General features: G+C 57.5%; 19 protein-coding genes and 3 tRNA genes. 7 read left to right on the forward strand and 15 right to left on the reverse strand.

Going from position 1 to position 26,045, the window contains the following annotated elements; translation table 11 throughout:
* Positions 1-19 precede the first annotated feature (19 nt).
* Genes imuA through K325_RS0116470 form a run of 3 tightly spaced genes read left to right on the forward strand, consistent with a single transcriptional unit; the run spans position 20 to position 5,256 of the window.
* Positions 20-712 carry a translesion DNA synthesis-associated protein ImuA gene (gene imuA / locus K325_RS0116460; RefSeq protein WP_029655356.1) on the forward strand — a complete coding sequence of 231 codons (693 nt, stop codon included), beginning with the start codon at positions 20-22 and terminating at the stop codon, positions 710-712.
* A 3-nt stretch (positions 713-715) separates the two neighbouring features.
* Positions 716-2,137 carry a Y-family DNA polymerase gene (locus K325_RS0116465; protein ID WP_029655357.1) on the forward strand — a complete coding sequence of 474 codons (1,422 nt, stop codon included), beginning with the start codon at positions 716-718 and terminating at the stop codon, positions 2,135-2,137.
* Positions 2,137-5,256 carry an error-prone DNA polymerase gene (locus K325_RS0116470; RefSeq protein WP_029655358.1) on the forward strand — a complete coding sequence of 1,040 codons (3,120 nt, stop codon included), beginning with the start codon at positions 2,137-2,139 and terminating at the stop codon, positions 5,254-5,256. Before K325_RS0116465 ends, K325_RS0116470 begins: the two co-directional genes overlap by 1 nt.
* Before the next feature lie 58 nt (positions 5,257-5,314).
* Here K325_RS0116470 and K325_RS0116475 read toward each other — a convergent pair whose 3' ends face one another.
* The 4 genes from K325_RS0116475 to dbpA all read right to left on the reverse strand — a co-directional run bounded on the left by K325_RS0116475 (position 5,315) and on the right by dbpA (position 10,343).
* The gene (locus K325_RS0116475; RefSeq protein ID WP_029655359.1) at positions 5,315-6,649 is read right to left on the reverse strand and encodes a sodium ion-translocating decarboxylase subunit beta; all 1,335 of its coding nucleotides are present in this window, start codon (positions 6,647-6,649) and stop codon (positions 5,315-5,317) included.
* 13 nt (positions 6,650-6,662) lie between these two features.
* Entirely contained in the window at positions 6,663-8,450 is a 1,788-nt protein-coding gene (oadA, locus tag K325_RS0116480) for a sodium-extruding oxaloacetate decarboxylase subunit alpha (protein WP_029655360.1), read from the reverse strand.
* A 43-nt stretch (positions 8,451-8,493) separates the two neighbouring features.
* Complete coding sequence (locus K325_RS0116485) at positions 8,494-8,745, reverse strand: OadG family protein (protein WP_029655361.1); 252 nt, start codon at positions 8,743-8,745, stop codon at positions 8,494-8,496.
* A gap of 224 nt (positions 8,746-8,969) precedes the next feature.
* Positions 8,970-10,343 (reverse strand): ATP-dependent RNA helicase DbpA, encoded by a 1,374-nt coding sequence (dbpA, locus tag K325_RS0116490; protein WP_029655362.1) that lies wholly within the window; start codon positions 10,341-10,343, stop codon positions 8,970-8,972.
* A gap of 104 nt (positions 10,344-10,447) precedes the next feature.
* Here dbpA and K325_RS0116495 point away from each other — a divergent pair, with 104 nt between their 5' ends.
* A complete protein-coding gene (locus K325_RS0116495) occupies positions 10,448-10,984 on the forward strand; it encodes a DUF2058 domain-containing protein (RefSeq protein ID WP_029655363.1) in 537 nt (178 codons plus the stop codon).
* On the opposite strand, the gene K325_RS0116500 is transcribed toward K325_RS0116495, so the two are convergent.
* From K325_RS0116500 to alaS, 9 genes are all read right to left on the reverse strand, one after another.
* Positions 10,974-14,075: a molybdopterin dinucleotide binding domain-containing protein gene (locus tag K325_RS0116500; RefSeq protein WP_029655364.1), complete on the reverse strand. Its 3,102-nt coding sequence runs from the start codon at positions 14,073-14,075 to the stop codon at positions 10,974-10,976. The two genes, K325_RS0116495 and K325_RS0116500, sit on opposite strands and share 11 nt — an antisense overlap.
* A 22-nt stretch (positions 14,076-14,097) precedes the next feature.
* Positions 14,098-15,207 (reverse strand): NrfD/PsrC family molybdoenzyme membrane anchor subunit, encoded by a 1,110-nt coding sequence (gene nrfD, locus K325_RS0116505; protein ID WP_036193737.1) that lies wholly within the window; start codon positions 15,205-15,207, stop codon positions 14,098-14,100.
* A complete protein-coding gene (dsrO, locus tag K325_RS0116510; RefSeq protein ID WP_029655366.1) occupies positions 15,188-15,967 on the reverse strand; it encodes a sulfate reduction electron transfer complex DsrMKJOP subunit DsrO in 780 nt (259 codons plus the stop codon). The genes nrfD and dsrO overlap by 20 nt, the downstream gene beginning before the upstream one ends.
* Positions 15,968-16,188: 221 nt before the next feature.
* Positions 16,189-16,265, reverse strand: a tRNA-Arg gene (locus K325_RS0116515).
* A gap of 21 nt (positions 16,266-16,286) precedes the next feature.
* Positions 16,287-16,363 (reverse strand) — tRNA-Arg (locus tag K325_RS0116520).
* A gap of 55 nt (positions 16,364-16,418) precedes the next feature.
* Positions 16,419-16,508, reverse strand: a tRNA-Ser gene (locus K325_RS0116525).
* Positions 16,509-16,633: 125 nt separating this feature from the next.
* Positions 16,634-16,831 (reverse strand): carbon storage regulator CsrA, encoded by a 198-nt coding sequence (gene csrA / locus K325_RS0116530; RefSeq protein WP_029655367.1) that lies wholly within the window; start codon positions 16,829-16,831, stop codon positions 16,634-16,636.
* 173 nt (positions 16,832-17,004) lie between these two features.
* Entirely contained in the window at positions 17,005-18,243 is a 1,239-nt protein-coding gene (locus K325_RS0116535) for an aspartate kinase (protein WP_029655368.1), read from the reverse strand.
* Between the two features lie 103 nt (positions 18,244-18,346).
* The gene (gene alaS / locus K325_RS0116540; protein ID WP_029655369.1) at positions 18,347-20,977 is read right to left on the reverse strand and encodes an alanine--tRNA ligase; all 2,631 of its coding nucleotides are present in this window, start codon (positions 20,975-20,977) and stop codon (positions 18,347-18,349) included.
* A gap of 159 nt (positions 20,978-21,136) precedes the next feature.
* Between alaS and K325_RS0116545 the strand changes: the two genes are divergently transcribed.
* A complete protein-coding gene (locus K325_RS0116545; protein ID WP_029655370.1) occupies positions 21,137-21,673 on the forward strand; it encodes an RDD family protein in 537 nt (178 codons plus the stop codon).
* A gap of 8 nt (positions 21,674-21,681) precedes the next feature.
* Here K325_RS0116545 and lptG read toward each other — a convergent pair whose 3' ends face one another.
* Positions 21,682-22,743 carry an LPS export ABC transporter permease LptG gene (lptG, locus tag K325_RS0116550; RefSeq protein ID WP_029655371.1) on the reverse strand — a complete coding sequence of 354 codons (1,062 nt, stop codon included), beginning with the start codon at positions 22,741-22,743 and terminating at the stop codon, positions 21,682-21,684.
* On the reverse strand, positions 22,736-23,839 hold the full coding sequence (gene lptF / locus K325_RS0116555) for an LPS export ABC transporter permease LptF (protein ID WP_029655372.1): 1,104 nt from the start codon (positions 23,837-23,839) through the stop codon (positions 22,736-22,738). The genes lptG and lptF overlap by 8 nt, the downstream gene beginning before the upstream one ends.
* Before the next feature lie 225 nt (positions 23,840-24,064).
* On the opposite strand from lptF, the gene K325_RS0116560 reads away from it, so the two are divergent.
* Entirely contained in the window at positions 24,065-25,555 is a 1,491-nt protein-coding gene (locus tag K325_RS0116560; RefSeq protein ID WP_029655373.1) for a leucyl aminopeptidase, read from the forward strand.
* Complete coding sequence (locus K325_RS0116565; RefSeq protein WP_029655374.1) at positions 25,545-26,045, forward strand: DNA polymerase III subunit chi; 501 nt, start codon at positions 25,545-25,547, stop codon at positions 26,043-26,045. The genes K325_RS0116560 and K325_RS0116565 overlap by 11 nt, the downstream gene beginning before the upstream one ends.

Raw genomic sequence — 26,045 nt, forward strand, 5'->3', positions numbered from 1 at the left:
AACAGTATTCGGAGATTTCATGACCAAATCACTGAACCACCTGCTTCAGGATGCCCGCATCTGGCAGGGCCACAAACCCCGAAAACACACCTCTCCGGCGGAACACACAGGGTATCAGGTACTGGATAACCAGCTTGGTGGTCTCGGGTGGCCCAAGGGCGCGTTAAGTGAGTGCCTGCTGGATCACCACGGTATAGGCGAGCTGCATCTGGCTTTACCTCTCATGCGAAACCTTGCCCGGCAAGGAAAAACCATTTTCTGGCTGAATCCGCCCCATATGCCCTATGCTCCGGCCCTTGCAAGCGCTGGGGTCCCTACTGATCAACTGGTTCTCATACAGGCGAAGGATTCGGCCGATTTTCTGTGGACGTTGGAAAACTGCCTTCGCTCACCGGTTACCGGGCTCGTCATGGCCTGGCCAGGGCAACTCGCCAGCCGTGATATTCGGCGCCTGCAGCTGGCTTCGGAGGCGGGTAACAACGTCTGCATCCTGTTCCGGAAGCGCCAGCAGGCGGATCAGTCTTCTCCGGCGGCGCTGCGGATGGAGCTGGCTCCTGGTACGTGCCTGGATCTGAACGTCCACATTCTCAAGCGCCGTGGTAGCTGGCCAGGGCAACGTTGCACAATTGCACTGGCGCACAGAGCTGGCACCCAGGCGGCGGAGTCCACCCAGGTGGTTCAGGGGCCTTGGCCAAAAGGCGGGAGCACCTGACTCATGTTGTGGTTATATGTTCACTTTCCACACCTGCTGCTGGACCACATCCGCCGCAGTCAACAGACTGACGGTCCTCTGGCTGTCATTGATCTCACCGGGCAAACGGTTCTTCAGGTTTGCCCGGAGGCCAACAGCCTCGGGGTTCAACCGGGAATGCGCCTGAAAACAGCCCTTGGGCTTGCGCCAGAGCTGGGGATCCTGAATGCCGCACCGCAACAGGAAACGGCCCTGCTGGAAAATCAGGCCCGCTGGCTTTACCGCTTCGTCGCTCATATTACCCCTGCTCCCCCTGATGGCTTATGGGCAGAAGTCAGCAGTCTACAGCGGCTTTATGGCGGGCTCTCTGCTGTCTGGCAAACGGTAGAACAAGCTCTGTCAGAGCGGCAGCTCAATGCCTGGCTGGCGCTTGGTCACACGCCTCTGGCGGCTCAGATTCTTGCCCAATCCGGCCAGGGGGAATGCTCGGCAGACAAAGGTCATATTCTTGCTTCACTACAGAAACTCCCTCTCGTTGCGGCCCACTTTGATGATAAGGCCTGTGTACGCCTGCACCGGCTAGGCCTGAACACTCTGGGGGAAATCTTCACCCTGCCCGCTCAGGAACTGGCCCGCCGGCTATCACCGGAACTGCTCGCACAAGTACAAAGAATCCAGGGCACACGGCCAGACCCAAAATCTCCCTGGCAGCCGCCGCGCAGATTTCGCCAAAGGGCTGATTTTATTCATGAGGTGGAACATACCCAAGGCCTCGTGTTCGCTCTGCAACGAATGCTCGCTGAACTGGAAGAAGACCTCTGCTGGCATCAGCAAGACACCGACACCCTGAACCTGGAACTCCGGCACCGGCATGAAGAAACCACCCGGCTCGCCCTTCGCACAACGGGCCCCGAGCATCGAGCCGACCACTTTCTGAATCTGCTGCGTTTACAACTGGATCAGCACGCTCTGCGAGCCCCGGTGATCAGCCTGATCTTGTCCGTGAAACGATTTCTGGGCCGCGGAGTGCCTACAGGGCAGGATCTTCTGGGCGATGGTCAGGATCTGAACGAAGCCTGGCACACGCTGGTCAGCCGCTTGCAGGCCCGCCTGGGAGAGAATGCTCTTCGCCAGCTTTCCCCCCGGGCAGATCACCGCCCGGAGTTTGCCTGGACAACCTCAGCCCTCAAGCCGGCCAACGCACGCAGTACACCTTCCGGTCTGGGCACGTTGCCCGCACGCCCCCTCTGGCTGCTGCCAACCCCATCTCCTCTGCCAGAGACCCCTGCCACATGGTTTGCCGGGCCAGAGCGCATCAGCTCGGGCTGGTGGGACGGTCAGCGGGTTCATCGCGATTACTACATAGCCCGGTTGCACAGCGGTCAATTGGCCTGGGTCTTCCGCGATGTTCAGGACGGCTGGTATATCCATGGATGGTTCGGCTGATGGCCCCGGATTACGCCGAACTGTTCTGTTTCAGCAACTTCACGTTTCTGACTGGCGCCTCCCACCCCCATGAGCTGGCGGAACAGGCAGCAGAACTGGGCTATCAGGCCATCGCTATCACAGATGCCTGTTCTGTGGCCGGTATTCCAAGGGCCTGGGCCGCACTCCGGGAAAGCACCGTAAAACTGATTACCGGAAGCTGGTTTGAACTGGATGACGCCCCAGCAGGCGCACAGGCTCCCCCCGGCTTTGTGTTGCTGGCACAAACCCGAAAAGGCTATGGTCAGCTTTGTCAGTTGATTACCACCGGGCGCCGCCGGACAAACAAAGGTCAGTATCAACTGTTCACCCAAGACATCGAAAACCATTCACTGGACCACTGCCTCTGCCTGTGGCTACCGCCGGCGGAGGCACAGGCCGATAACGCACAAACTCTGGCGGCGGGTGAGTGGTTGCAGCGGGTGTTCGAACACCGCTTATGGCTTGCCGCCACACGCACACTGGAAGCCGGCAACGAACAGCATATCGCTCGCGTGCAATGGCTGGAAGATCAGTTACGGTGCCCTGTGGTAGCCACCGGTCAGGTGCATATGCATCGGAGGGAACGGCAACCCTTGCAGGATGTACTGACGGCCCTGCGCCATCACACCACACTGGACCACGCTGGCCACTGTCTGTTTCAGAATGCCGAGCGCTACTTGCGCCCGAGGCCCGTTATCCAACGCCTGTTTCCTGCCTCCTGGGTACGGGAAACCCTGGCGATTGCCGAATCCTGCACGTTTGACCCCGGCAGCCTTCGCTATGAATACCCTCCCGACCTGGTCCCTCAGCAGGAAACACCCAGCGCATTTCTGGCACGGCTCACCCGTGAAGGCGCACAACGCCGTTACCCTTCCGGCACCCCCTTGAAAGTGCAGGCGCTGATCCGAAAAGAGCTGGATCTGATTGCCGGGCTACAGTACGAGCACTATTTCCTCACCATTCACGACATTGTCTCCTTTGCCCGCCAACAAGGCATTCTCTGCCAGGGGCGGGGATCGGCGGCCAATTCAGCGGTCTGCTATTGCCTGGGCATTACCGAAGTGAACCCGGCAAAAGTGGAATTGCTGTTTGAGCGGTTTATCTCCAAAGACCGGGATGAACCACCCGACATTGATGTCGATTTCGAACACGAACGGCGTGAAGAAGTGATTCAGTACATTTACCGCCGCTATGGCCGTGAACGGGCTGCCCTGGCCGCCACGGTCATTCGTTATCGCCCCCGGAGCGCCATCCGGGATGTTGGCAAGGCCTTGGGCTTTGAGCTTCCCCTGGTGGAAAAGCTGCTGGACGGCATCGACTGGCGTGACAAGGCAACCGACTGGCGCCAGCAGATTCTGGACAAAGGCCTGACCCGAAACCCAAAAGTGGCTGATCAGTTCTTCACGCTGGTAAACATCTTGCTGGGTTTTCCACGCCACCTGTCTCAGCATGTGGGCGGGTTTGTGATCAGTGCAGGCCCCTTGTCGGAACTGGTGCCGGTTGAGAATGCCGCCATGGAGGGGCGAACCGTTATCCAGTGGGACAAAGACGACCTGGAGAGCCTTGGCCTGATGAAAGTCGACGTACTGGCTCTGGGTATGCTCACCGCCATTCGCAAGGCACTGGCCCTGATCAGCGATGAAAAAGGCCATCCCTTCACCCTTCAGGATATTCCACAGGAGGACCAGGATACCTACACCATGCTCCAGAAGGGTGACAGTATTGGCGTGTTTCAGGTGGAGTCTCGTGCCCAGATCAACATGCTCCCCCGCCTGCGCCCGGAAACCTGGTACGACCTGGTCATCGAAGTCGCCATCGTACGCCCCGGCCCTATTCAGGGGGATATGGTGCACCCCTATTTACGCCGGAAGCATGGCCTGGAGCCCGTTGACTTCCCGAACGATGCCATCCGTCAGGTCCTGGGGCGCACCCTGGGCGTGCCGATTTTTCAGGAACAAGTCATCAAGCTGGCCATGGTTGCTGCGGGCTTCAGCGCCGGAGAAGCCGACCGACTGCGCCGGGCCATGGCAGCCTGGAAATCCCATGGCGACCTCACTCCGTTCCGGGATAAGCTGATCCAGGGCATGCTGGCGCGGGGCCACGAGGCCGGGTTTGCTGAGCGCCTGTACAAGCAGATCTGTGGTTTCGGCGGCTACGGCTTTCCGGAATCCCACGCAGCCAGCTTTGCCTTGCTGGTGTACGTATCCGCCTGGATCAAACGCCACCACCCCGCGGCTTTCTACTGTGCCCTGCTAAACAGCCAGCCCATGGGCTTCTATTCACCCAGCCAACTGGTGCAGGATGCCCGGCGCCATCAGGTTATTGTTTTACCCCCCGATGTGAATGCCAGTGCCCGGCAACATTCACTGGAAGGTCCTGGGAAGCAGCTTCGCCTCGGCCTTTGCATCATCCAGGGACTTTCCGCCAGCGGCGCCGAACGGATTGAGCAGCGCCGTCCGGAAAACGGTTACCAGTCCGCATCAGACCTGAGGGCCCGTGCCGACCTGAACCAGCGCGACATGGAACTGCTGGCCGGTGCCAACGCCATGCCGGGCTTTACCCGCAACCGGCACCAGGCCTATTGGCAGTTGCTGGAGCATGAAGAGCCCGCGGCCCTGTTTGTTCAGGACAGCCACGAGGAGTACCAACCCGAGCCATGCCCCCACCTGCCGGAGCCCACAGAAGGGCAGAATATTCTTGCTGATTACAGCAGTCAGGGCCTGACACTGCAGCGCCACCCCCTCGCCTTATTACGGGAGCAAGGGCACCTCCGGCATTGCCTGACGGCGGAACAGCTCAGGCTCACCCGGCCTGGCATACCGGTTCAGGTCGCAGGGCTGGTTACCGGCCGTCAACGACCCGGCACCGCCAGTGGCGTGACTTTCGTAACTCTGGAAGATGAAACCGGTAACGTGAACGTGGTGGTCTGGCTGGACACAGCCCGCCGACAGCGCAAGCCTCTGATTACAGCCCGGCTGCTGCATGTAAAGGGTGTGATTGAAAAAGAAGGAGACATCGTGCATGTCATGGCCGGCAAACTGGCAGACTTAAGCCACTTGATCCACTCCCTGCCGGTCAGCTCCAGAGATTTCCACTGATCAGAATAAGAAAACCCCGCCAACAGCGGGGTTTTCTCAGTGCCGTTATCGGAGAAGATCAGCCAAGCAGCTTGATCATCACCCCGGCCGCAACCGCAGAGCCGATAACACCTGCCACGTTCGGGCCCATAGCGTGCATCAGCAGGAAGTTCTGCGGGTTGGCTTCCAGGCCCACCTTGTTAGACACCCGGGCCGCCATCGGTACGGCGGAGACACCCGCAGAGCCAATCAGCGGGTTGATGGGTTCCTTGGTGAACCGGTTCATCGCCTTCGCCATCAGAACACCCGACGCAGTACCCACACCAAAGGCCACAATGCCCAGGCCCAGAATACCCAGTGTCTGGCCATCCAGGAACTTGTCAGCCATCAGCTTGGAGCCAACCGACAGCCCCAGGAAAATGGTGACAATGTTGATCAGTGCATTCTGCGCAGTATCGCTCAAGCGCTCAACCACACCACACTCACGCATCAGGTTACCGAAGCAGAACATACCAAGCAGCGGAGCCGCATCTGGCAGGAACAGAACCACCGCAATCAGAACCACCAGCGGGAAGATAATCTTCTCTCTCTTGCTCACAGGGCGCAGCTGGGACATCTTGATGGCCCGCTCTTTTTCACTGGTGAGCGCTTTCATGATCGGCGGCTGAATCATCGGTACCAAAGCCATGTAGGCATAGGCCGACACCGCAATCGCACCAAGAAGATGCGGCGCCAGTACGCTGGACACGTAGATAGACGTCGGACCGTCGGCACCACCAATGATACCGATGGCTGCGGCTTCAAGAATGTTGAACTCCAACACGCCCGTCCAGTCCAGCAAGGCAGCACCCAGAACCGTACCAAAAATACCGAACTGAGCGGCCGCACCAAGCAGCAATGTCTTCGGGTTTGCCAGCAGCGGACCGAAATCGGTCATTGCACCAACCCCCATGAAGATCAGAAGAGGCCCGACGGTACTGCCGATAACCACAGAATAGAAGTTATACAGCATGCCGTTGCCATAGCCGAAATCCTGGGCAACCGAATTGGCCATCGCCATTTCGGAGTAACTGGCTTCTTTAATGCCTTCCTTGAACGCTTCTTTCAGCTCCGGCGTTACCGCCTGCCCGGCCTGATAGGCAACGTCCAGCGGTGCAGCAAGCGCCGCCAGCACTTCACCCGAGCCGTTCTTCAGAGCAAAGTGAATGGCATTTTCTGCCGCAGTCAGGGCAAGCCCTGCCTCCGGAATGTTCGCCAGAATGCCCCCGAACCCAATGGGCACCAGCAGCAGCGGCTCAAATTTCTTGTTGATCGCAAGATAGAGAAGCAACAGGCCAATGGCGATCATGATCACCTGACCGAGCTCAATGTTGAACAGGCCACTGCCTGTCCAAAGTGTCATTAACTTTTCCATGGAATGCTGGCCCTTATGCGATTGTCAGCATTTCATCATCAGGGGAGACGGCATCACCGACCTTGATGAAGACTTCGCCGATGGTACCGGCTTTCGGTGCGCGAACCTCTGTTTCCATCTTCATGGCTTCGAGGATAATCAGCACGTCACCTTCCTCAACGGCATCGCCCGGAGAGACCAGAACCTTAAAGATGTTACCGCCCAGCGGTGCCACCAGAGGCTCACCCTCGCCTGCGGCCGGAGCCGGCGCAGCAGCGGTTGCCGGTGCAGAAGCCGCAGCGCCATCGCCCTGAATCTGGGTAATCTCGCCACCTTCTGACACGGCCACGACAAACTTCTTACCGTTTACCTCAACGGTGTACGTTTCCGGGCCAGCCGCTTTCTTGGCCGGTGCCGCATCTTCCGCCGTTGGAACCGGCTCAAAGGCATCCGGATTGCCGCGGTTTTCCAGGAATTTCAGGCCAATCTGCGGGAACAGCGCGTAAGTAAGAACATCGTCGACGTCCTGCTCGGCCAGTTTGATACCTTTTTCTTTCGCAAGCTCTTTCAGTTCAGCCGTCAACTTATCCATTTCCGGCTCAATATTGTCAGCCGGACGACAGGTAATGGCTTCTTTGCCATCCAGAACCCGCTCTTGCAGCTCCTTATTAAAAGGTGCTGGCGCAGAGCCATACTCGCCTTTCAGGATGGCTGAGGTTTCCTTGGAGATGGACTTGTAACGCTCTCCGGTCAGGATGTTCAGCACCGCCTGGGTACCCACAATCTGTGAGGTTGGCGTAACCAGCGGGATAAAACCCAGGTCTTCACGCACCTTGGGAATCTCGGCCAGAACCTGGTCGAACTTATCACTGGCGTTCTGCTCACGGAGCTGGCTTTCCATGTTGGTCAGCATGCCACCCGGTACCTGAGCGGTCAGGATGCGGGAATCCACACCACGCAGGCTGCCTTCAAACTTCGCGTATTTCTTACGGACTTCCCGGAAATAGCTGGCAATTTCTTCCAGCAGGTTCAGGTCCAGGCCGGTATCCCGGTCGGTGCCTTCCAGAATCGCGACCACAGCCTCGGTGGGTGAGTGACCGTAGGTCATACTCATGGAAGAAATCGCGGTATCAACGTTATCGATTCCCGCTTCCGCTGCCTTGATGGCTGTCGCGGTAGACATGCCAGTCGTGGCGTGGCACTGCATGTGGATCGGAATATCCAGCTCTTTTTTCAGACGGGTGACCAGATCAAACGCCACATAAGGCTTGAGCAAACCAGCCATATCCTTGATGGCGATGGAATCTGCCCCCATGCTGGCCACTTCTTTCGCCAGTTCTACCCAGTTTTCAATCGTATGGACCGGGCTGGTGGTATAGGAAATGGTGCCCTGCGCATGCTTGCCGGTTTTGCGGACAGCCTTGATGGCGGTGTCCAGGTTACGCGGATCGTTCATTGCATCGAAAATACGGAAAACATCCACGCCGTTTTCAGCGGCACGGTCAACAAACCGCTCTACCACATCATCCGCATAGTGACGATAGCCCAGAAGGTTCTGGCCTCGCAGCAACATCTGCTGGGGCGTATTGGGCATGGCTTTTTTCAGTTCGCGGATGCGCTCCCAGGGATCTTCGCCCAGATAGCGGATACAGGAGTCAAAGGTAGCACCACCCCAGGATTCCAGAGACCAGAAACCCACTTTATCGAGTTTCTCGGCAATGGGCAGCATGTCATCAAGACGCATGCGGGTGGCAAGCAGGGATTGGTGGGCGTCACGTAGAATTACGTCCGTAATCCCCAGCGGTTTTTTCGTGTCAGTCATCGTGTCAGCCTTCTGTTAAAAGGTTCTAATCGTTTACCTGAAGTCACTTCTTGTGGCGTGACCGGTATTGTGCAATCGCCTTCTTAATGGCCTCGGCGGTGTCAGGGTCAACCGACGCGGGCGCCTTCGGCTTGGCACGTGGCGTTCTTGCCGGGGTTGCCGGCTCTGGCGGCGCAAACCGCAGGATGATTTTGGACATCAGGCCGGTCGCGAACACCAGAATAATCAGGAACACGAACACGAAGCCCATGCCGGCAATCATCAAGTCTACGGCTTGTGACATCAGCTCATTCATATTGAACAGCTACCTGTATTGGTTGTGTGATTTCCCCGTACTGCCCGGCAGGCCTGACTAAAACCAAAGTCTAATGACCGACCAAAACAATTCGGGAGGCAAAATCCTGCGTAATTTACCGTTTTCATTGGTCAGGAGCAACCTGAAGCACACATTTCTATAGGGACTTTCCGAGCGTCCCGGCCTGAAATGACAGCCAATAACCTCGCCCTCCGGGTCGGCAATCAGGCATACCGGACACGCACTTTTCGCCCCTTCACTTTACCCTTCTCCAGCCTGGCCAGAGCCTGATGCGCCCACTGGGTCTGAACCGCCACAAAACACTGAAAATCAAACAAATCAATTTTGCCAACCGCAGTGCCAGGAATGCCGGCATCCCCGGTCAGAGCCCCCATCACATCACCCGGCCGGATCTTGTCTTTACGGCCGCCGGCCAGACAAAGCGTCTTCATACCAGGTTCCACCGGTCGCAACGGCTCCGCCAGCAAAGCACCCGTCTCGCCCCAGGAAACCGGCTCACCACGTTCGGTCTCCAGCCGGGAAATCTTGTGCCCCTGGCGAGGCGTGCACAGCGTCACCGCATGCCCCTGCTCCCCGGCACGGCCCGTGCGCCCTACCCTGTGGGTATGCACTTCCGGGTCCCGGGCGGGCTCGGCATTAATCACCAGAGGCAAACCTTTAATATCCAGGCCCCGGGCGGCGACATCCGTCGCCACCAGCACCGTGCAGCTCTGGTTGGCGAATCTCACCAGAGCGCTGTCCCGCTCCCGCTGATCCAGATCGCCGTGCAGAGACAAGGCAGAGAAACCAAGGCGAGCCAGCGCCCCGGCAAGATCATCACAGTCCCGCTTTGTCGTGCAGAAAACCAGCGATGACACCGGCTGATACTTCGACAGCAACGCCGCCACGGCGGGTACTTGCTGTTCCGGCTGAATTTCATAGAAAGTTTCTTCGATCGTGGCCGCCGCGATCTCTGCGTCTACTCGCACATCCTCCGGCTCATTCTGAAAACGCTCGCTGAGCTTGCGGATTGCCGGCGGCCAGGTTGCGGAAAACAAAAGGGTTTGTCGCCGCTCGGGCGTTTGCGACAAGATGTTGCTGACCACTTCCTCAAAACCCATATCCAGCATTCGGTCGGCCTCGTCCAGCACCAGCATCCGGAGCTGGTCGAGCGATAGGGTTCCTTTGCGCAGATGGTCCTCCACCCGGCCAGGCGTTCCAACCACAAGATGCGCACCATGACTGAGCGAGCCGATTTGCGGCCCAATGGGCACTCCGCCGCACAGTGTCAGCACCTTCACATTGTCCCTTGCCCGCGCCAGCTCTCGGAGCGCCTTGGCAACCTGATCAGCCAGCTCCCTGGTTGGGCATAACACCAGTCCCTGCACGGAAAATCGCCGGGGCTGCAGGGCTTCAACGAGCGGAATGCCAAACGCCGCGGTTTTACCACTGCCGGTTTGCGCCATGGCGATCACGTCCTTGCCCGCAAGCGCCCGTGGTATCGCCTGTTCCTGAACCGGTGTTGGCTCCGCATAACCTAAACGGGCAAGGTTGGCCTGCATGGCCGGAGAAAGGCCAAGCTCTTTAAAAGATGACATAGAAAAATCCGTGAAGGTGGCTTGTCGCGGGTGAATGAGAGCGCACTGACGGCGTATACTTGCACACTGATCCCGAAGCTTACCACGAAATCACGGAGTTACTGATGGCTTCACTGCAGGAACAACTGTTGAAAGCCGGGCTGGCCGATGAAAAAAAGGCCCGGGCGGTTAAAAACGAGAAACGAAAACAACGGAAGCAACAACCTAAAGGCGCGGTAGTTGTCAACGAAACCGAAGAGCGCGCCCGGCAGGCCAGGCAGAAAAAGGCAGAACGGGACCGCCAGCTGAATCTTGAGCGGAAACAGGAAGCCGAAAAGAAAGCCATTCAGGCCCAGATTCGGCAACTGATTGAAACCAACCGCCTGGACCGAAGCCGGGGCGAGACATCGTATCAGTTTGTTGATGGCAAAAAGATCAAGAAGATACCGGTGGATGACACCATGGTGGACCAGCTTTCCCGGGGCCGACTCGCGGTTGTTCGGCAAGGAGAGAACTACGATATCGTTCCCGAGAAAGTGGCCCGTAAAATCATGGAGCGGGATGCTGCGGCCGTGATCGTGCTGCACGACCGCAAACAGGACGACGCCGGGGAAGACGACCCTTACGCCGGGTACGAAATCCCCGACGACCTCATGTGGTAAGCCCTTCAACCACCTGGATGCGCACCGGCAGCCCCTGGCGAACAGAGGCGCCGGACACATTTTCCAGCCAGGTGGCGGTACCATCTTTGCGGGTTGGGTCCGAGAACCCCAGATCGTTGATGTTGACCCCGGCCCCCAGGTAAGGATTGCCGGGGCGCTCTTCACCATCAATGACATGGCTGGCGGCACCCAACTCACGATGCCCGTACCCATGCTCGATGCCAATGGCTCCTTCGTGCACGTTATCGCCTACCAGAGCAAGCGCCAGCACGCTGCCCCCCGGGCTTTCGATGCGGATGGTATCGCCGTGATCAACCCCATATCGTTCGGCGTCCCTGTAGTGAAGCAGTACCGGATTATAAGGCTTGATCATGCGCAACCGCTCAAGACCAATGGCGTAAGAGTTCATAAGGTTCGATTTGAACGAAAACGCCAGCAATGGCCAGTCACTGGCCGGATAATGCTCCCGAAGCGTTGAACCATCCCAAAACCTCGGTTCATGATGCATTGGTGTGCCGGTCAGCCGTTTACCACTGTAGCTGTCGATGGTGGTTCCCACCTGCTCGTTGTATACGCAAAGCGGGCGCGTCCAGGCGTTGCCCAGCTTGTCCCCGGCATAAGCCTTTTCCATACTTTCAAAGCGACCACCCCGGGAATAGAGGTGAGCCACGGGCCCTACTTCATCGGGGGCCAGAGTGCCCTTGATCCGCCCCATCAGCGGTTCAACACCTGCAGCGACAATATCCTCCTCTGTCGCGTCAGGCAGCGGCTGCCCCGTCATGGCAATATTGGCCGCCGCCCGAAGATAGAAATCCTCGGCTCGCATGAGCGGGTGCATCCGGCCATCCTTACCTTCAATGGCACCTTCTCCAAATCCGGGCAGGTCCAGCTTGCGGGCCAGCTCAATGAAAAAGTTATCCATACACACCGGTTCACCCGCGGCCGTTTTCGCCTGCCGCGGCTCCACCACTGGCCAGCACGCCGTTGTCATCTTGGTCAGGGTGCCGCTCCAGGCGCCCGTGAAGCCCCAGACTTCATACATCACAGAATCCGGCACGATGTAATCAGCAAACCGGTTGGTTTCGTTGATGAATCCGTCCACCGCAACGAACAGGCCAATATTGGCAGGGTCTTTCAGCTTCTCTTCAAGCAGGCTGGTCAGCCCCGCCTGGCCATACATGGGGTTTGCCATCACACCGATCATGGCTTTGATCCGGTATGGATAGCCATCCAGTCCCGACAGCAGATGCTCGGTCAGGATGGGCGGAGCAATCGCCCGCCAGGGCGCTTTGGCAGGGTAAGGAGATTCCCCGGCCTCTACCCGTCGACGATACTCACTGGTCTTTTCGTAAGGGAAACGGCTCCGGGACAGAAACACCCCCTTCGGGCCAACCTTACCGGGGAAATCCGCAAGATCGTATCGCGGCCCCTTTCCTACGCCATTGAAGCTACCACCACCCTTTGCGGAGCCACCTTTCATATTAAAGTTGCCGGCCAGCAGGTTCAGCATGTTAATGCTGTACGACGCGTAGAATCCGGCCCCAGACATCATTCCGCCATGCGTATCGGCGACCGCTGCCCGGCCGAAGCTGGCAAAGCGTTTGGCCAGACGCCGCATGGTTCCCGCGTCAACTCCACATATTTCGGCATACTCCTCAATGGTGAGGCGCATGGATTCCTGCCTCAGCTTAAACAGAGAACTGCGGACCATAACCTCACCAGCAGTTGTCTCTACCTTCCGCTCCACGAACAACCGGGCGCCATCAACCGCCTCCGAGCTCACCAACTCCCCGTCAGCGGACACCACGACCGGATGATCCTCCGCCCCCTCGGCCACCAGACCAAGATCACTCATTCTCAGGAAGTGCCCCGCCCGGGGGTGATGATCCTCATCAATCACCAGATGCGTCGCGTTGCTGTAACCCAGCTCGCCGGCTTTTTGGGCAGCCTGATGCCCCGGAAGGGACAGGTAGTCTTTGGCATAGCCCTCATTGGTCAGCAACCAGCGGATCAGGGCCATGGCAAACGCGGTGTCCGTGCCGGGCAGAATCGGCACCCATCGGTTCCGCTCTCCGGCAGAATGGGAGGTTGCCGCAGTTAACGCCGGGTCGACCACGACATACTCCAGCTCACCCGTTGTGCGCGCCCGGGCCAACAAACGACCCTGACGCTTGAAGGGGTTACCAGCCTGGCTGGGTGCAGTGCCGATAAACAAGGCGAACCGGGCATGGGTATAATCCGGCTTTACATGGGCATTTTTAGCCAGATCATTCATCAACGCTCCCGAGCCCATCCGGAAGGCCAACCCGCAATAGGCGCCGTGGTGACCGTAGTTTCGGGTTCCAAAAGCGTTGAACGCAAATCGCTTGAGCAGGGCGGAGCGGCCGTAATCCGTGGCCTCCATCATCAACAACTGATTAGCTTTAGGGCCGTATTCGGGGTTTTCCGGGTCCAGAGGCGTTTTCAGATCCCGAATCGCCCGCAGGCCTTCCACCTCGCCTTCACCAAACAGGTCACCACCTTCGACTATCTCGTCCAGAAGCTGTTCGAAGGAAATACTCTGCCACTGGTTACTGCCTCGCGGGCCGGTTCGCTTCAGGCACGTCATGACCCGCTGGTCGCTGGTCAGCTGAGCCATGGCCGCGTTGCCCCGCGCACAGGCCGTTGACCGGTTCAACTGGCCCTGATCTTTGAAGCTACTCATGCGACGGAAGGCATCCAGTACCGGCGTCTGCTCATCCAGATGCTCATCGGAAGACAGCGGATGGTAAGGGTTGCCTGCAACCCTTAAGACCTTATCTTCGTTTTTGTCAATCCGAACTCTCACGCCACACTTGGTGGTGCACCCGTAACACACGGTAAAGGCCATTCGCTGGTCCGGATTCAGCGTCACCTCCCCGGTAGCCGGGTCAATAGTGTACTCGGGAGCAAGACTATTACCGTGCAAACGATCCGACGTTGGTTTTCCGGAGGTCCCGTTCACCAGGCCTTTGCCCATTTTCTCCAGCGGGCCGTAATAACCTGCCACGAAAGTCGCCGCGCCACCGGCTGCGGCAGCCCCTTTCAGAAAGTTACGACGATTCTTATCCATAATTGCCGCTCCAACGCGTAAATCAGTGGGTGCCCGCCTGGAAGTCGCGCTTCCAGGGCACCAGAATATCGATGATCAACAAGGCCGCCAGCCACAGGCCGAAGGTTCCCAGAATCCCGAGCAAACCACTGGAGCCCATCTCCAGAACATACTGATAATACCCAGCGGTGTTCTTGGCCACAGTTTGCACTTCCATCAGGACCATCCAGCGGAATGTCCAGCCAATATGAACCGCCAGCAAGCCCGCTATCCAGGCGTGCCGGAGATACCGATGCTGGCGCAGCATAAGTACCACCGTGAGCGTCAACACCACGCCGACCAGCAAACCGTAGATCGCCACGGCCCGCCATTCCGGATTGCCCTGCAATGAGGCGAATGCCTGCTCTACCGACGCACTGAACCCGGTAAGCCCCTCAGCCACCCAGAGCGCAGCCACAAGAGCAGCGAGAACCATCGTGCTGAACACCACTTTCAGGCTCTGGGCGTTCACCTCTTCGTCATTGCCGGTCATCAAACGGTTAATAACCATCACCAGGCCAGCCGCCGCCACGATTCCCGTCAGAACAAACATTACCGGCAACCAATAGGTGTTCCAGAGGGGGCGGGCCTTCACGATGGCGACTTCCGCACCGGTGTACAACATGATGCCGAACGACATCAGCAGCGCGCCCAATCCGCACATCACCAGCATCCACCGGGGCGCCTGCCATGCCCCCAGAGAGATCCAGCCAGAGAGCCGGGCAATCCAGCCATCTCCTTGCGCCTGCAACTGCATGGCCGGGCGCCATGCCAGCCACGCGTAGGCAACGACAAGAATCAGGTAAAGCGGCAATAGCAAACTGCCCAGCCACATCCAGGACCAGGGGGTCAGATTGGCGTAAAAGTGCCAGAATCTGAGCGGTTGATGCAGGTCTGCCAGCAAAGCCACCGGCCCCACCAGGGTACAACTGACGGTAACCAGCAAGGCAACCCGGGCCAACGCCTGGTATTGTCGCTTGCCCATCAATAAGCCCGGAACGGTCAGCAAAAGAGCCGAATAGGAAATGGCTATCATGAAGAAATACTGTACCGCCCACGGATACCAGGCGATGCCGTAACGTGGCGTGAGAATCTCAATGACTTCCGAACTCATAACCCACCTCCTCACCCTTCTGGTCGCGTACATCCCAGATTGCCGGCCGGGCATCCGGACGCGACACAAAACGTTCATCCATACCCAGATAGAACACATGGGGGGCCGTCCCCATCTCGGGCTTGAGCACCATTAACTCCTGACGATGCTCATCTATCATGCGGCTGATCTGGCTGTTCGGGTCGCGCAGGTCACCAATGATTCTCGCCCCACCCACACAGGACTCAACGCAGGCTGGCAACAACCCGACATCCAGACGATGGGCGCAAAAAGTGCACTTGTCGGCGGTCTGGGTCTGCTCGTTGATAAACCGTGCATCGTATGGGCACGCCTGCACACAGTACGCGCACCCGACACAGGCTTCGTTGTTAACCACCACAATCCCGTCTTCACGCTGGAACGTCGCCTGAACCGGGCAAACCGGCACACAAGGAGGGTTGTCGCAGTGGTTACACAATCGGGGCAGCATGAATGTGGCAACATCACCGGTGTCTTCGTGCGCCACTTCGTACTGGGAAACAATGGTACGAAAACTTCCAAGGGGCGCTTCGTTTTCAATATGGCAGGAGACCGTACAGGCCTGGCAGCCGATGCAGGCCCTGAGATCAATGAGCATGCCGTACCGCTTTTCCGGATCGCCTTCCCGTCGGGGTGGCTGATCATTCATGCCTGCCGACGCAACGCTGCTCAAAGGCACAAGCGCCGCTCCGGCCGTGAGTTTGGCTATCTGCCCCAATAAGGCCCGGCGGATGGTATCCATAGTGTCTCCAGCCAATATCGCTGACGTTAATTAGTTAGGTGGCGACATTGATTCTAGAGAGGCCAGCACGCCGGGACTTGACGATGATCAATAAACTCGAGGAGCAATGGTGAGGGTATGTACGGACAGCCAGGGCGATTTCGGGAACTTCCGTACCGGCTTCGTAAACATCGGAGCTAAAAACAAAAAACCCCGCACGGGGCGAGGTTTTTTGTTTGATATGGCGCGGCTGGGAGGATTCGAACCTCCGACCGCCTGGTTCGTAGCCAGGTACTCTATCCAGCTGAGCTACAGCCGCTTAAAACTTGGTTTGCGATAATGGCGCGGCTGGGAGGATTCGAACCTCCGACCGCCTGGTTCGTAGCCAGGTACTCTATCCAGCTGAGCTACAGCCGCGCATCGCAATGTTGAGTGCTACCTCAACGGTTCCCGCTTTTCTCCTTGAAGAAAATGGCGGAGAGGGAGGGATTCGAACCCTCGGTACGATTGCTCGTACGGTTCCTTAGCAGGGAACTGGTTTCAGCCACTCACCCACCTCTCCTTGAGAACGGGGCGTATACTACCATAATTTTTCTGTTTTCATAGGGTTGACACAAATTTTTTCTAATCGATTTTCCCTTATATGAAAAAAGCCGCCCGGGTCACCCTCGAACGGCTTTTTATTGATCAACGATTGCCCGGTTCCGGCTCATCCGAGTCTTTTTCAGACTGGATTCGTTGATAGATTTCTTCCCGGTGAACCGCCACATCTTTTGGCGCGTTTACACCGATGCGTACCTGATTCCCCTTTACCCCCAGAACGGTGACGGTGATCTCGTCTCCGATCATCAGGGTTTCGCCAACACGGCGAGTCAAAATTAACATATCCCTTACTCCCTATAGCAGAGCTACCTGTTCCGACGGACACTAAAGTGTACTTATTGCTTTTATAATGAGATCACTTCAGACACTAAAGACGCAGAAACACTTACACAGACCAGCATCCTGATAGTTATCTTTAATGATCTTAATCAGGGAGCACGCTGAGACTTCCAGCCTCAGGCGCCCTCCTCCACCCCGGCGTTGTCCAGCTCAAACACACTGTGCAGTGCACGAACGGCCAACTCGAGATACTTCTCATCGATCACCACGGAAATCTTGATTTCAGACGTGGAGATCATCTGAATATTGATACCCTCATTAGACAGCGCTTCAAACATTTTGGTTGCAACGCCCGCGTGAGAACGCATCCCAACACCAACGATACTGACTTTGGCAATTTTGGAGTCGCCTCCGACTTTGCCCGCCCCCAAATCAGCCGCGATGCCCAGAAGAACATCCTGCGCCCGCTTGAAATCGTTGCGATGCACGGTAAACGTGAAGGCGGTTTTGTTGTCCTCACCCACGTTCTGCACAATCATATCTACTTCAATATTAGCATCGCTCACCGGTTTGAGGATCCGCAGGGCGTTACCCGGCGTGTCAGGCACGCCAGAGATCGTCAGTTTGGCTTCGTCGCGATTAAAAGCAATGCCGGAAACAACCGGTTGTTCCATGGCGTTCTCATCCTCAAAAGTAATCAGAGTGCCCTCACCTTCCTGAAAGCTGGACAGCACCCTTAAGGGAACGTTGTATTTACCTGCAAATTCAACGGCGCGAATCTGAAGCACTTTAGAACCCAGACTGGCCATTTCGAGCATTTCTTCAAACGTAATACGCTGCAACCTGCGGGCACTGTCTACCACCCGAGGATCCGTTGTATAAACACCATCAACATCGGTGTAGATCTGGCATTCATCTGCTTTCAAAGCCGCCGCCAGCGCTACTGCCGTTGTGTCGGAACCACCACGACCCAGCGTCGTGATATTGCCCTTGTCATCCATTCCCTGAAAGCCAGCGACAACCACAACGCGCCCTGCATCCAGGTCTTCCCGCATGCGCTGCTCGTCAATCTGCCTGATCCGGGCTTTGGTGTGGCTGCTGTCTGTCAGAATTCTGACCTGGGAGCCTGTATAGGAACGGGCATCACAACCCCGTTTCTGAAGTGCCATGGACAACAGAGCGATTGTGACCTGCTCACCCGTGGACACCAGCACATCCATTTCCCGGGGTACAGGCTCATCCATAATGTCGTTGGCCAGGGCGATCAGACGGTTCGTCTCTCCGCTCATCGCAGAGACCACAACCACCACTTCGTGCCCATCCTCCCGGAACCGACAAACCTTGTCGGCCACCGCCTCTATCCGCTCGGTTGTACCGACGGACGTACCACCAAATTTCTGAACCAGCAGAGCCATGTTTTCCCAAACTCCGAAACGGGGTGTCGCGACGGGGAAACCCCGCCATCAAAAACAAAACGGGCGGGATTATAAACCTCCGCCCGCAACAGAAAACAGCTGTTTACCCGAGATTTTGCCCCACCCAGGCAGGTACCCCTGCAAGAGCATCAGCCAACCTCGACGGATCATTACCACCGCCCTGCGCCATATCAGGGCGACCACCGCCCTTACCATCAACCTGAGCGGCGAGGTGCTTCATCAAGTCGCCGGCCTTGATCCGGCTGGTCGCGGATTTGGTCACACCAGCCACAAGAACCACTTTTCCATCTTCCACAGTCGCCAGCACTACCACACCTTCACCCAACTTGTTCTTGAGTTGGTCGGCGGTTTCCATCAGCGCTTTTTTGTCCGCACCTTCCAGTTCGGCAGCAACCACTTTCAAACCGGCAACGTCAACAGCTGAGCCGGCAAGATCAGTGCCAGCAGAACTGGCAAGCTTTGCCTTTAATACATCGACGTCTTTTTCGAGCTGACGGTTCCGTTCCAGAGCCTGTTTTACTTTCTCGACCACAGAATCCCGTGAGCCTTTGACCAGCTTCGCCGTCTCACGCAATGTGCGCTCAGTGTCATCCACCCACTCCAGGGCCCCAAAACCGGTCACAGCCTCAATCCGGCGAACCCCGGAAGAAATGCCACTTTCAGAGGTGATTCGGAACAGCCCTATATCACCGGTGCGAGCCACATGCGTACCACCGCAAAGTTCAACGGAGTAGCGGTCTGTTCCCATACTGAGTACGCGAACAACATCGCCGTACTTTTCACCGAACAGCGCCATGGCCCCTTTTTCTTTGGCCGTCTCCATATCCGTGACATCAACCGATACCGGAGTATTTTCCAGAATCTGCCCATTTACCTGACGCTCAATTTCCTTCAACTGTTCCGCCGTGACAGCCTCAAAATGCGAGAAATCGAAACGCAGTTTGTCCGGATCAACGAGCGACCCTTTCTGGGTAACATGCTCACCCAGGATGTTGCGCAGGGCAGCGTGCAGCAAATGGGTAGCCGAATGGTTGCGTTTGGTGCGCTCGCGGCGGGCATGATCGATGCGGGCATCCACTTCCAGCCCCGGGAACAGTTCCCCCTCAATCAGCGTACCAACATGCAGATGGTTATCGCCTTCCTTACGGGTGTCCGTCACCTGAAAGCGGCCACCACTCCAGGTCAGCAGACCCGTATCACCAACCTGGCCACCGGATTCGGCATAAAAGGGAGTACGCTCAAGAACCACCACACATTCATCGCCGGCTTCCGCCTGACGCTCTTCGCCATCAACCAGAACCGTGCGAATCCGCTCATGGCCATCGATGTGGTCGTAACCGGTAAACTCGGTTTTGCCCTCAATCGTGATGCCTGCCGCGTTGTAGTCGATACCAAACTTGCTGGCCGCTCGGGCCCGGTCACGCTGGGCTTCCATGGCTTTTTCATAGCCAGCGTAATCGAGCGTCAGGCCACGCTCGCGAGCAATGTCATTGGTCAGGTCAACCGGGAATCCGTAGGTATCATAGAGCGTAAAGACCGTTTTGCCCGGAATCTCAGTGCCCTCCAGCCCGTCAATATCCTGCTCAAGCAGGCGCAGCCCCTTATCCAGAGTTTTGGCGAACTGTTCTTCTTCCTGAAGAAGCACTTTCTCAATTTGCTTGCGGCTACTCACCAACTGAGGGTAAGCATCCCCCATCAGAGCCACAAGAGCCCCGGTCAGCTTGTAGAAAAACGGTTCTGAGGCACCCAGCTTGTTACCGTGGCGCGCCGCCCGACGAACGATGCGGCGAAGCACAAAACCGCGTCCCTCATTCGAAGGCATAACACCATCAGCAATCAGGAATGCACAGGACCGGATATGATCCGCTACTACACGCAGAGACGCCTCAGTGGTTTCTACACCACCCAGAATGTCCGACGCGGCTTTCAGCAAATCCTGAAACAGGTCGATCTCGTAGTTACTGTGAACACCCTGCAAAACCGCTGCAATACGCTCCAGCCCCATCCCGGTGTCTACCGACGGTTTGGGCAGTTTGAGCATTTCGCCATCGGCGGTGCGGTTATACTGCATGAACACCACGTTCCAGATCTCGATGTAGCGGTCGCCGTCTTCATCCGGGCTGCCCGGAGGCCCGCCCGCGACGTCCGGGCCATGGTCATAGAAAATTTCGGTGCAGGGACCACAGGGCCCCGTGTCCCCCATCTGCCAGAAGTTATCAGAGGCGTAGCGGCCGCCTTTGTTATCGCCGATACGAACAATCCGATCCGCCGGGACGCCGATTTCCTGGTTCCAGATAGCGAACGCCTCGTCGTCTTCCGCATAAATGGTTACCCAGAGTTTGTCCTTGGGCAGATTCAGCCAGTCATCGCCGGTCAGGAACGTCCAGGCAAAATTGATGGCCTCACGCTTGAAGTAATCACCAAAACTGAAGTTCCCCAGCATTTCGAAGAACGTATGGTGGCGGGCGGTGTAACCCACGTTTTCGAGGTCGTTATGCTTACCGCCAGCCCGCACGCATTTCTGGGAAGAGGTGGCTCGTGTATAGTCCCGTTCCTCACGCCCCAGAAAGACATCCTTGAACTGGTTCATCCCTGCGTTGGTAAACAGCAGAGTGGGGTCATCGTGGGGTACCAGTGAACTGCTGGGCACAATGGCGTGGCCCTGCTTCTGGAAATATTCGAGGAACGCTTGTCGCAACTCTGCGGTTTTCATAGACCTTTGATACCTTATCGACCTTGTACACCTTGCCAGAAACCCGCCAACAGAAGCGCCGGGCCTGCGGTTTAATGCGGTTACTTACTTGTGTGTGCAAATCCGCTACTCTAGCACACGCCGAGAACATGAAAAACGTGAAAACTCACAGGAGATGCCATGCCCCGTCGCTTTCATGACGCCGAGGAACTGCTTCCACCCGCCACGGCCCTGAAACGTGCCCTGGCCATCATTTACGATGGACTGATCAGTATTGCCGTCCTGCTCGTCGCCAGCTGGATCTACACCATGATTGCCGGCTGGATGACTGGCTGGGACCAATACGAACAGATGGCCGAAGCGGGCGAGCTCTCAGGAGACCCGGGATTAACCTTCGTCCTGTTCCTCGTGCTTTACCTGTTCTTTGCTTACTTCTGGACCCGCATTGGACAAACGCTGGGGATGCAGGTGTGGCGTGTACGCATTGAAAACCTGGACGGCACCTCCGTCAGCTGGACCCAGGCCCTGATCCGGTACGCAACGGCCGCCACCGTAGTCTTCCTGAGCATCCTCGGAGGCTATTACCTCGGCGCTCTGACAATGCTGCTCAGCATTCCGGCCATCCTGGCTCTGTTTTACCCGATCAACGGCCTGTCCCTGACCGACAGAGCTTCAAACAGCGTGGTGGTACAGGTCGCAAAGCCTGAAAAGAAATAACCCCGGCGCTATCCTGCCCGGCGCATCAGCATGGCTCCGACCAGCCCGTTAACAACAATCGGAGCCAACACTGCAATCAGCGGGTTGAAACCGTACACCATACTCATGGGGCCCAGCAGGTCCTGCATGTACTTAAACAACAGGCCAACCAGCAGCCCGGTAAATACCCGAAACCCCATGGTAACGGATCTGAGCGGGCCGAACACAAACGATATAGCCACCAGAACCATCACTGCCGTTCCCAATGGCATCAGCGCCTTCTTCCAGAACGCCAGCCAGTACTGAGCCGCACTCAGCCCCTGCTCACCCAGATAGGCTGCATAGGTATAGAGCCCGGTCATGGACAGATTCTCGGGCTTAACGATCAGCACACTCAGCACACTGGGTGACAACCCGGTCTCCCATCGTAACGACGCACTTATATCCCGGCTCGTTCGATCGGCACCGATACGGGTAGAGGTCACATTCTCAAGCAGCCAGTAATCACCCTGATAGATTGCGCGCTCCGCAAAACTGGCGACCTGCAGTTGCCTTGCATCGTCGAACCGGAACAGGGAAACGCCATGGAGCACACCATTGGGCTGAACCGCGTTGAGGTGCATAAAGGTGTTGCCCTCCCGGTGCCAGACCCCTTCAGCCGAGGCGACGCTGCTCCCGGCTCCCAAGGCTACCGCCTTGTCACTCTGAGCAATGCGCTCAGTCGTCGGCGCCACATATTCACCAATGGCCACCCCCAGCAACACCACAACCAGTGCTGGCTTCATGGCAGACCAGACAATACGCCGGAGAGAAACCCCCGCGGCCCGGATAACCGTCAGCTCCGAGGAACTGGCCATCGACCCAAGCCCCACCAGACACCCCATAAAAGCCCCCAGGGGCAGGTAATCATAGATGCGCCGGGGTAGCGTCAGGGCCACATACCAGAGCGCCTGCAGGGTCTGGTAATTGTTCCGGGTATCCTCCAGCTCAGCGATGAACGCAAAGATCACGTCCAGGGACAACACCACCACCATCACAAGGAACATGGCGCCGCCAACGGTTCTCATGACATAGCCGTCGATCTTATGCATGCTGCTGCCCCTCTCTCTCCAGGCGACGCCGGTTCAGCCAGGCCGGACCAAACTGCAACCAGAGTCCCAGCGCCAGAAACAGAGCATGAACCCAAAGCATGCCAACCCACTCGGGGACTTTCTCATCCGCCAACGCATCCCGGGCAACAATCAGCAGCCCCAGATACGTGATGTAAACCAGCATGGCAGGGAGAAGGTGAAAAAACCGGCCTTGCCGCGGATTTACCCGGCTGAGCCGCACCGCCAGCAGCGTCACAATCGGCACGATCAGGGGCAGAGAAATCCGCCAGTGCAACAGCGCACGATCTTCCGGATCCTCCGAATGCCAGAGCGCCAGCGTGCTTACCCCTTCCTCGAGTTCCTTACTGCCCTCCTGGCCACCCACAATTTTCAGACCATAGGCTTCAAAGCGGGTCACGTTGTAATCCAGCCGGCCTGGCGCCCCCTGAAATCGACCGCCCTCCTCAAGAACCAGAAACCGGCTACCGGTTTCTTCATCAATCAGTTGTGACCCGGATTCAGCGGTAATCAGAGTCACCCCCTGCCCGTCTTTGTCGTATTCTGCGATAAACACACCCTGTAACTCGCGTTTATCGTCACTCAGGGCCTCGGTGTAGGTCACCCGGTCACCGGAGGTAAAATCCTGAAACCGGCCCGGAGCAAGCATTTCAAACTCCGTGGCCTTTCGTTGCTCGTTAAAAATGTGTTCAACCTGTTTCATGCCCCAGGGCGACACATAGAGACTCATGGCGCCAACCACCAACATAACCGGCAAGGCCCCCAGCAACGTTTTCCCCAGCAACTGACGCTCGCTCACACCACAGGCATAAAGCACCGTCATTTCGCTTTCAAGGTACATGCGGCCGTAGGCCAGCAGAATGCCGATGAACAACCCAAGCGGTAGAATGAGTTCAAGAAACCCCGGGAACCGGTAGCCCATGATGGAAAACAGAACACCCGCCGCGATCTCTCCTTCCGCAGCGTCTGCCAGGTACTTGATAAAGCGCCCGCTCATGAACACCAGCAGCAGAATGCCGGATACCGCAAGCATGCTGACCATGATCTGGCGAATGAGGTAACGGAAGATAATGCTCAAATCAGCCTCTCCGGCGGCGCCGTCGTTGGAGATGGAGGTTAACGGGAACAGCGCGTATTCTATGTAACCTCGCCGACGAATGACAGTACGGAGCCCTCACGATAAAACCATCGTAACGAAGGGAGCCCCCGGCTTGATAAATAGACGCTTTGCCCCAATCCTAAAGGGCACAGCCAAAATGCTTCGATTTGATCGAGTAAAGCACAATCTGACAACGGAGTTGCCATGAATTTCAGCCTGAGCAGCAAAGCCATCAACGCCACTAAAGCCGACTGCCTGATCATCGGCCTGCCCGACAAAGGCGAGTGGCCTGAATCCACCAAAGCGGCGGACGACGCTCTGGGAGGGCTGATCAAGCAGCTCGAAAAAGCCGGGGACCTTACCGGCAAGAACGGCTCGGTGAATACCCTGCCGCTGGCCGACCAGCCCTGGCAGCGGGTAATCGTTGTCGGCACGGGCAAAGACAAAGAGCGGACCGCCGCCTCCTACCGGAAAGCACTCACTGCCATGGTCGGCGCCCTCAGGGACAGCCCGTCCAAAAGCGCGGTGATTGCAATTGCAGACACCAGCTACGACGGCGAGCCTGCCACCGGGTCAGAAGCCGCCCGCCTGAACCTGATCGGCCGGATACTTGAAGACCAGCTCTACAGCTTTACCCAGTTCAAGAGTGAGAAGCCGGCCGCCCGAAAGCTGAAAAAAGTAGTAGTTCAGGCCTCTGGAGCCGGAAAAGCGCTCAAAGATGCCTTTAACCTTGGCCTCGCCACCGGTCGCGGCATGAACTACACCAAAGATCTGGGCAACACCCCGCCGAACATCTGCCATCCGGTCTGGCTGGCCGAGCAAGCCAAAGCCATGGCCAAAGAGTACGACACCATCCAGACCGAAGTGCTGGATGAAAAGCAGATGGAAAAACTGGGCATGAACACCATCCTGGCCGTGGGCAAAGGCTCCAAACAGCCTCCGCGCCTGATTGTCATGGAATACCGGGGCGGCAAAGCCAAAGACAAGCCCTACGTACTGGTGGGTAAAGGCATTACCTTCGATACCGGCGGCATCAGCCTCAAGCCCGGCGAAGGCATGGATGAAATGAAATACGACATGGGCGGCTCCGCCAGCGTTTTTGGCACCATGAAAGTGTTAGCCGAAACCAAGCCCGGAATCAATGTCGTTGCCGTGATTGCGGCGGCCGAGAATATGCCGGACGGCGGCGCCTCGCGCCCTGGTGACATTGTAAAAACCCTGAGCGGCATGACCGTTGAGATCCTCAACACCGACGCGGAAGGTCGCCTGGTCCTGTGCGACGCTCTCACCTACGTAAAGAAGTTCGATCCGGCCGCCGTGGTCGATATGGCTACCCTCACCGGCGCCTGCATCATTGCCCTGGGCAACCACGCTACCGGCCTGCTGTCCAACAACGACGAACTGGCCAATGAACTGCTGGCCGCTGGTGAACGCACCGGCGACCGCGCCTGGCGCCTGCCGCTTTGGGATGAATACCAGAGCCAGCTCGACAGCAACTTTGCCGACATGGCCAACATCGGCGGCCGCCCGGCCGGCACCATAACCGCGGCCTGCTTCCTGAGCCGTTTTGCCAAAGACTACCGCTGGGCTCACCTGGATATCGCCGGTACCGCCTGGAATTCCGGCAAGGCCAAAGGTGCCACCGGCCGCCCCGTTCCGCTGCTGGTCGACTACCTGATGACCCATGCAGGGTAATCCCCCTACCTCCCCGGAGCCCGGCAGCGCTGCTGCCGGTGCCTCTGGCCAGAGCCAGCGTTACTGGTTCCACATCCTTTCCCTGAACACGCCCACTGCCCGCAATCTTCACACGGCAAAACTTGTGGACAAGGCCTGGCAGCAGGGTGACCGGGTGTGCATTGTCTGCGACACGGAAGAGCACGCTAACGAACTTGATGACCTTCTATGGAACGTAACTCCAGAAGCATTCATCCCCCACAGCATCGATCGGGATCCGGCCACCCCCTGCTCCGACCCGGTTGGCATTCTGCTTTACCCGCCCGTCGCCGAAGACTGGGATACCGTGATCATCCTGTCCGCGACGCTTCCCGCGGATGCCAGCCAATACCGCCGGCTGGCACTGGTGGCCCACAATGACCCAGATATACTCAATCAGGCCCGGGGGCACTACCGCCAACTGCGAAAACTGGGAATCACGGCAAAAGTGCACGACATGAGAAAGCGCTAG

The organism is Marinobacter daepoensis DSM 16072 (genome assembly GCF_000421165.1).
Taxonomy (GTDB): domain Bacteria; phylum Pseudomonadota; class Gammaproteobacteria; order Pseudomonadales; family Oleiphilaceae; genus Marinobacter; species Marinobacter daepoensis.

Excerpts from the sequence above, each read along its gene's own strand:
- imuA (WP_029655356.1), top strand. The coding sequence starts at position 20 with ATGACCAAATCACTGAACCACCTGCTTCAGGATGCCCGCATCTGGCAG.
- K325_RS0116465 (WP_029655357.1), top strand. The coding sequence starts at position 716 with ATGTTGTGGTTATATGTTCACTTTCCACACCTGCTGCTGGACCACATC.
- K325_RS0116470 (WP_029655358.1), top strand. The coding sequence starts at position 2,137 with ATGGCCCCGGATTACGCCGAACTGTTCTGTTTCAGCAACTTCACGTTT.
- K325_RS0116475 (WP_029655359.1), bottom strand. The coding sequence starts at position 6,649 with ATGGAAAAGTTAATGACACTTTGGACAGGCAGTGGCCTGTTCAACATT.
- oadA (WP_029655360.1), bottom strand. The coding sequence starts at position 8,450 with ATGACTGACACGAAAAAACCGCTGGGGATTACGGACGTAATTCTACGT.
- K325_RS0116485 (WP_029655361.1), bottom strand. The coding sequence starts at position 8,745 with ATGAATGAGCTGATGTCACAAGCCGTAGACTTGATGATTGCCGGCATG.
- dbpA (WP_029655362.1), bottom strand. The coding sequence starts at position 10,343 with ATGTCATCTTTTAAAGAGCTTGGCCTTTCTCCGGCCATGCAGGCCAAC.
- K325_RS0116495 (WP_029655363.1), top strand. The coding sequence starts at position 10,448 with ATGGCTTCACTGCAGGAACAACTGTTGAAAGCCGGGCTGGCCGATGAA.
- K325_RS0116500 (WP_029655364.1), bottom strand. The coding sequence starts at position 14,075 with ATGGATAAGAATCGTCGTAACTTTCTGAAAGGGGCTGCCGCAGCCGGT.
- nrfD (WP_036193737.1), bottom strand. The coding sequence starts at position 15,207 with ATGAGTTCGGAAGTCATTGAGATTCTCACGCCACGTTACGGCATCGCC.
- dsrO (WP_029655366.1), bottom strand. The coding sequence starts at position 15,967 with ATGGATACCATCCGCCGGGCCTTATTGGGGCAGATAGCCAAACTCACG.
- csrA (WP_029655367.1), bottom strand. The coding sequence starts at position 16,831 with ATGTTAATTTTGACTCGCCGTGTTGGCGAAACCCTGATGATCGGAGAC.
- K325_RS0116535 (WP_029655368.1), bottom strand. The coding sequence starts at position 18,243 with ATGGCTCTGCTGGTTCAGAAATTTGGTGGTACGTCCGTCGGTACAACC.
- alaS (WP_029655369.1), bottom strand. The coding sequence starts at position 20,977 with ATGAAAACCGCAGAGTTGCGACAAGCGTTCCTCGAATATTTCCAGAAG.
- K325_RS0116545 (WP_029655370.1), top strand. The coding sequence starts at position 21,137 with ATGCCCCGTCGCTTTCATGACGCCGAGGAACTGCTTCCACCCGCCACG.
- lptG (WP_029655371.1), bottom strand. The coding sequence starts at position 22,743 with ATGCATAAGATCGACGGCTATGTCATGAGAACCGTTGGCGGCGCCATG.
- K325_RS0116560 (WP_029655373.1), top strand. The coding sequence starts at position 24,065 with ATGAATTTCAGCCTGAGCAGCAAAGCCATCAACGCCACTAAAGCCGAC.
- K325_RS0116565 (WP_029655374.1), top strand. The coding sequence starts at position 25,545 with ATGCAGGGTAATCCCCCTACCTCCCCGGAGCCCGGCAGCGCTGCTGCC.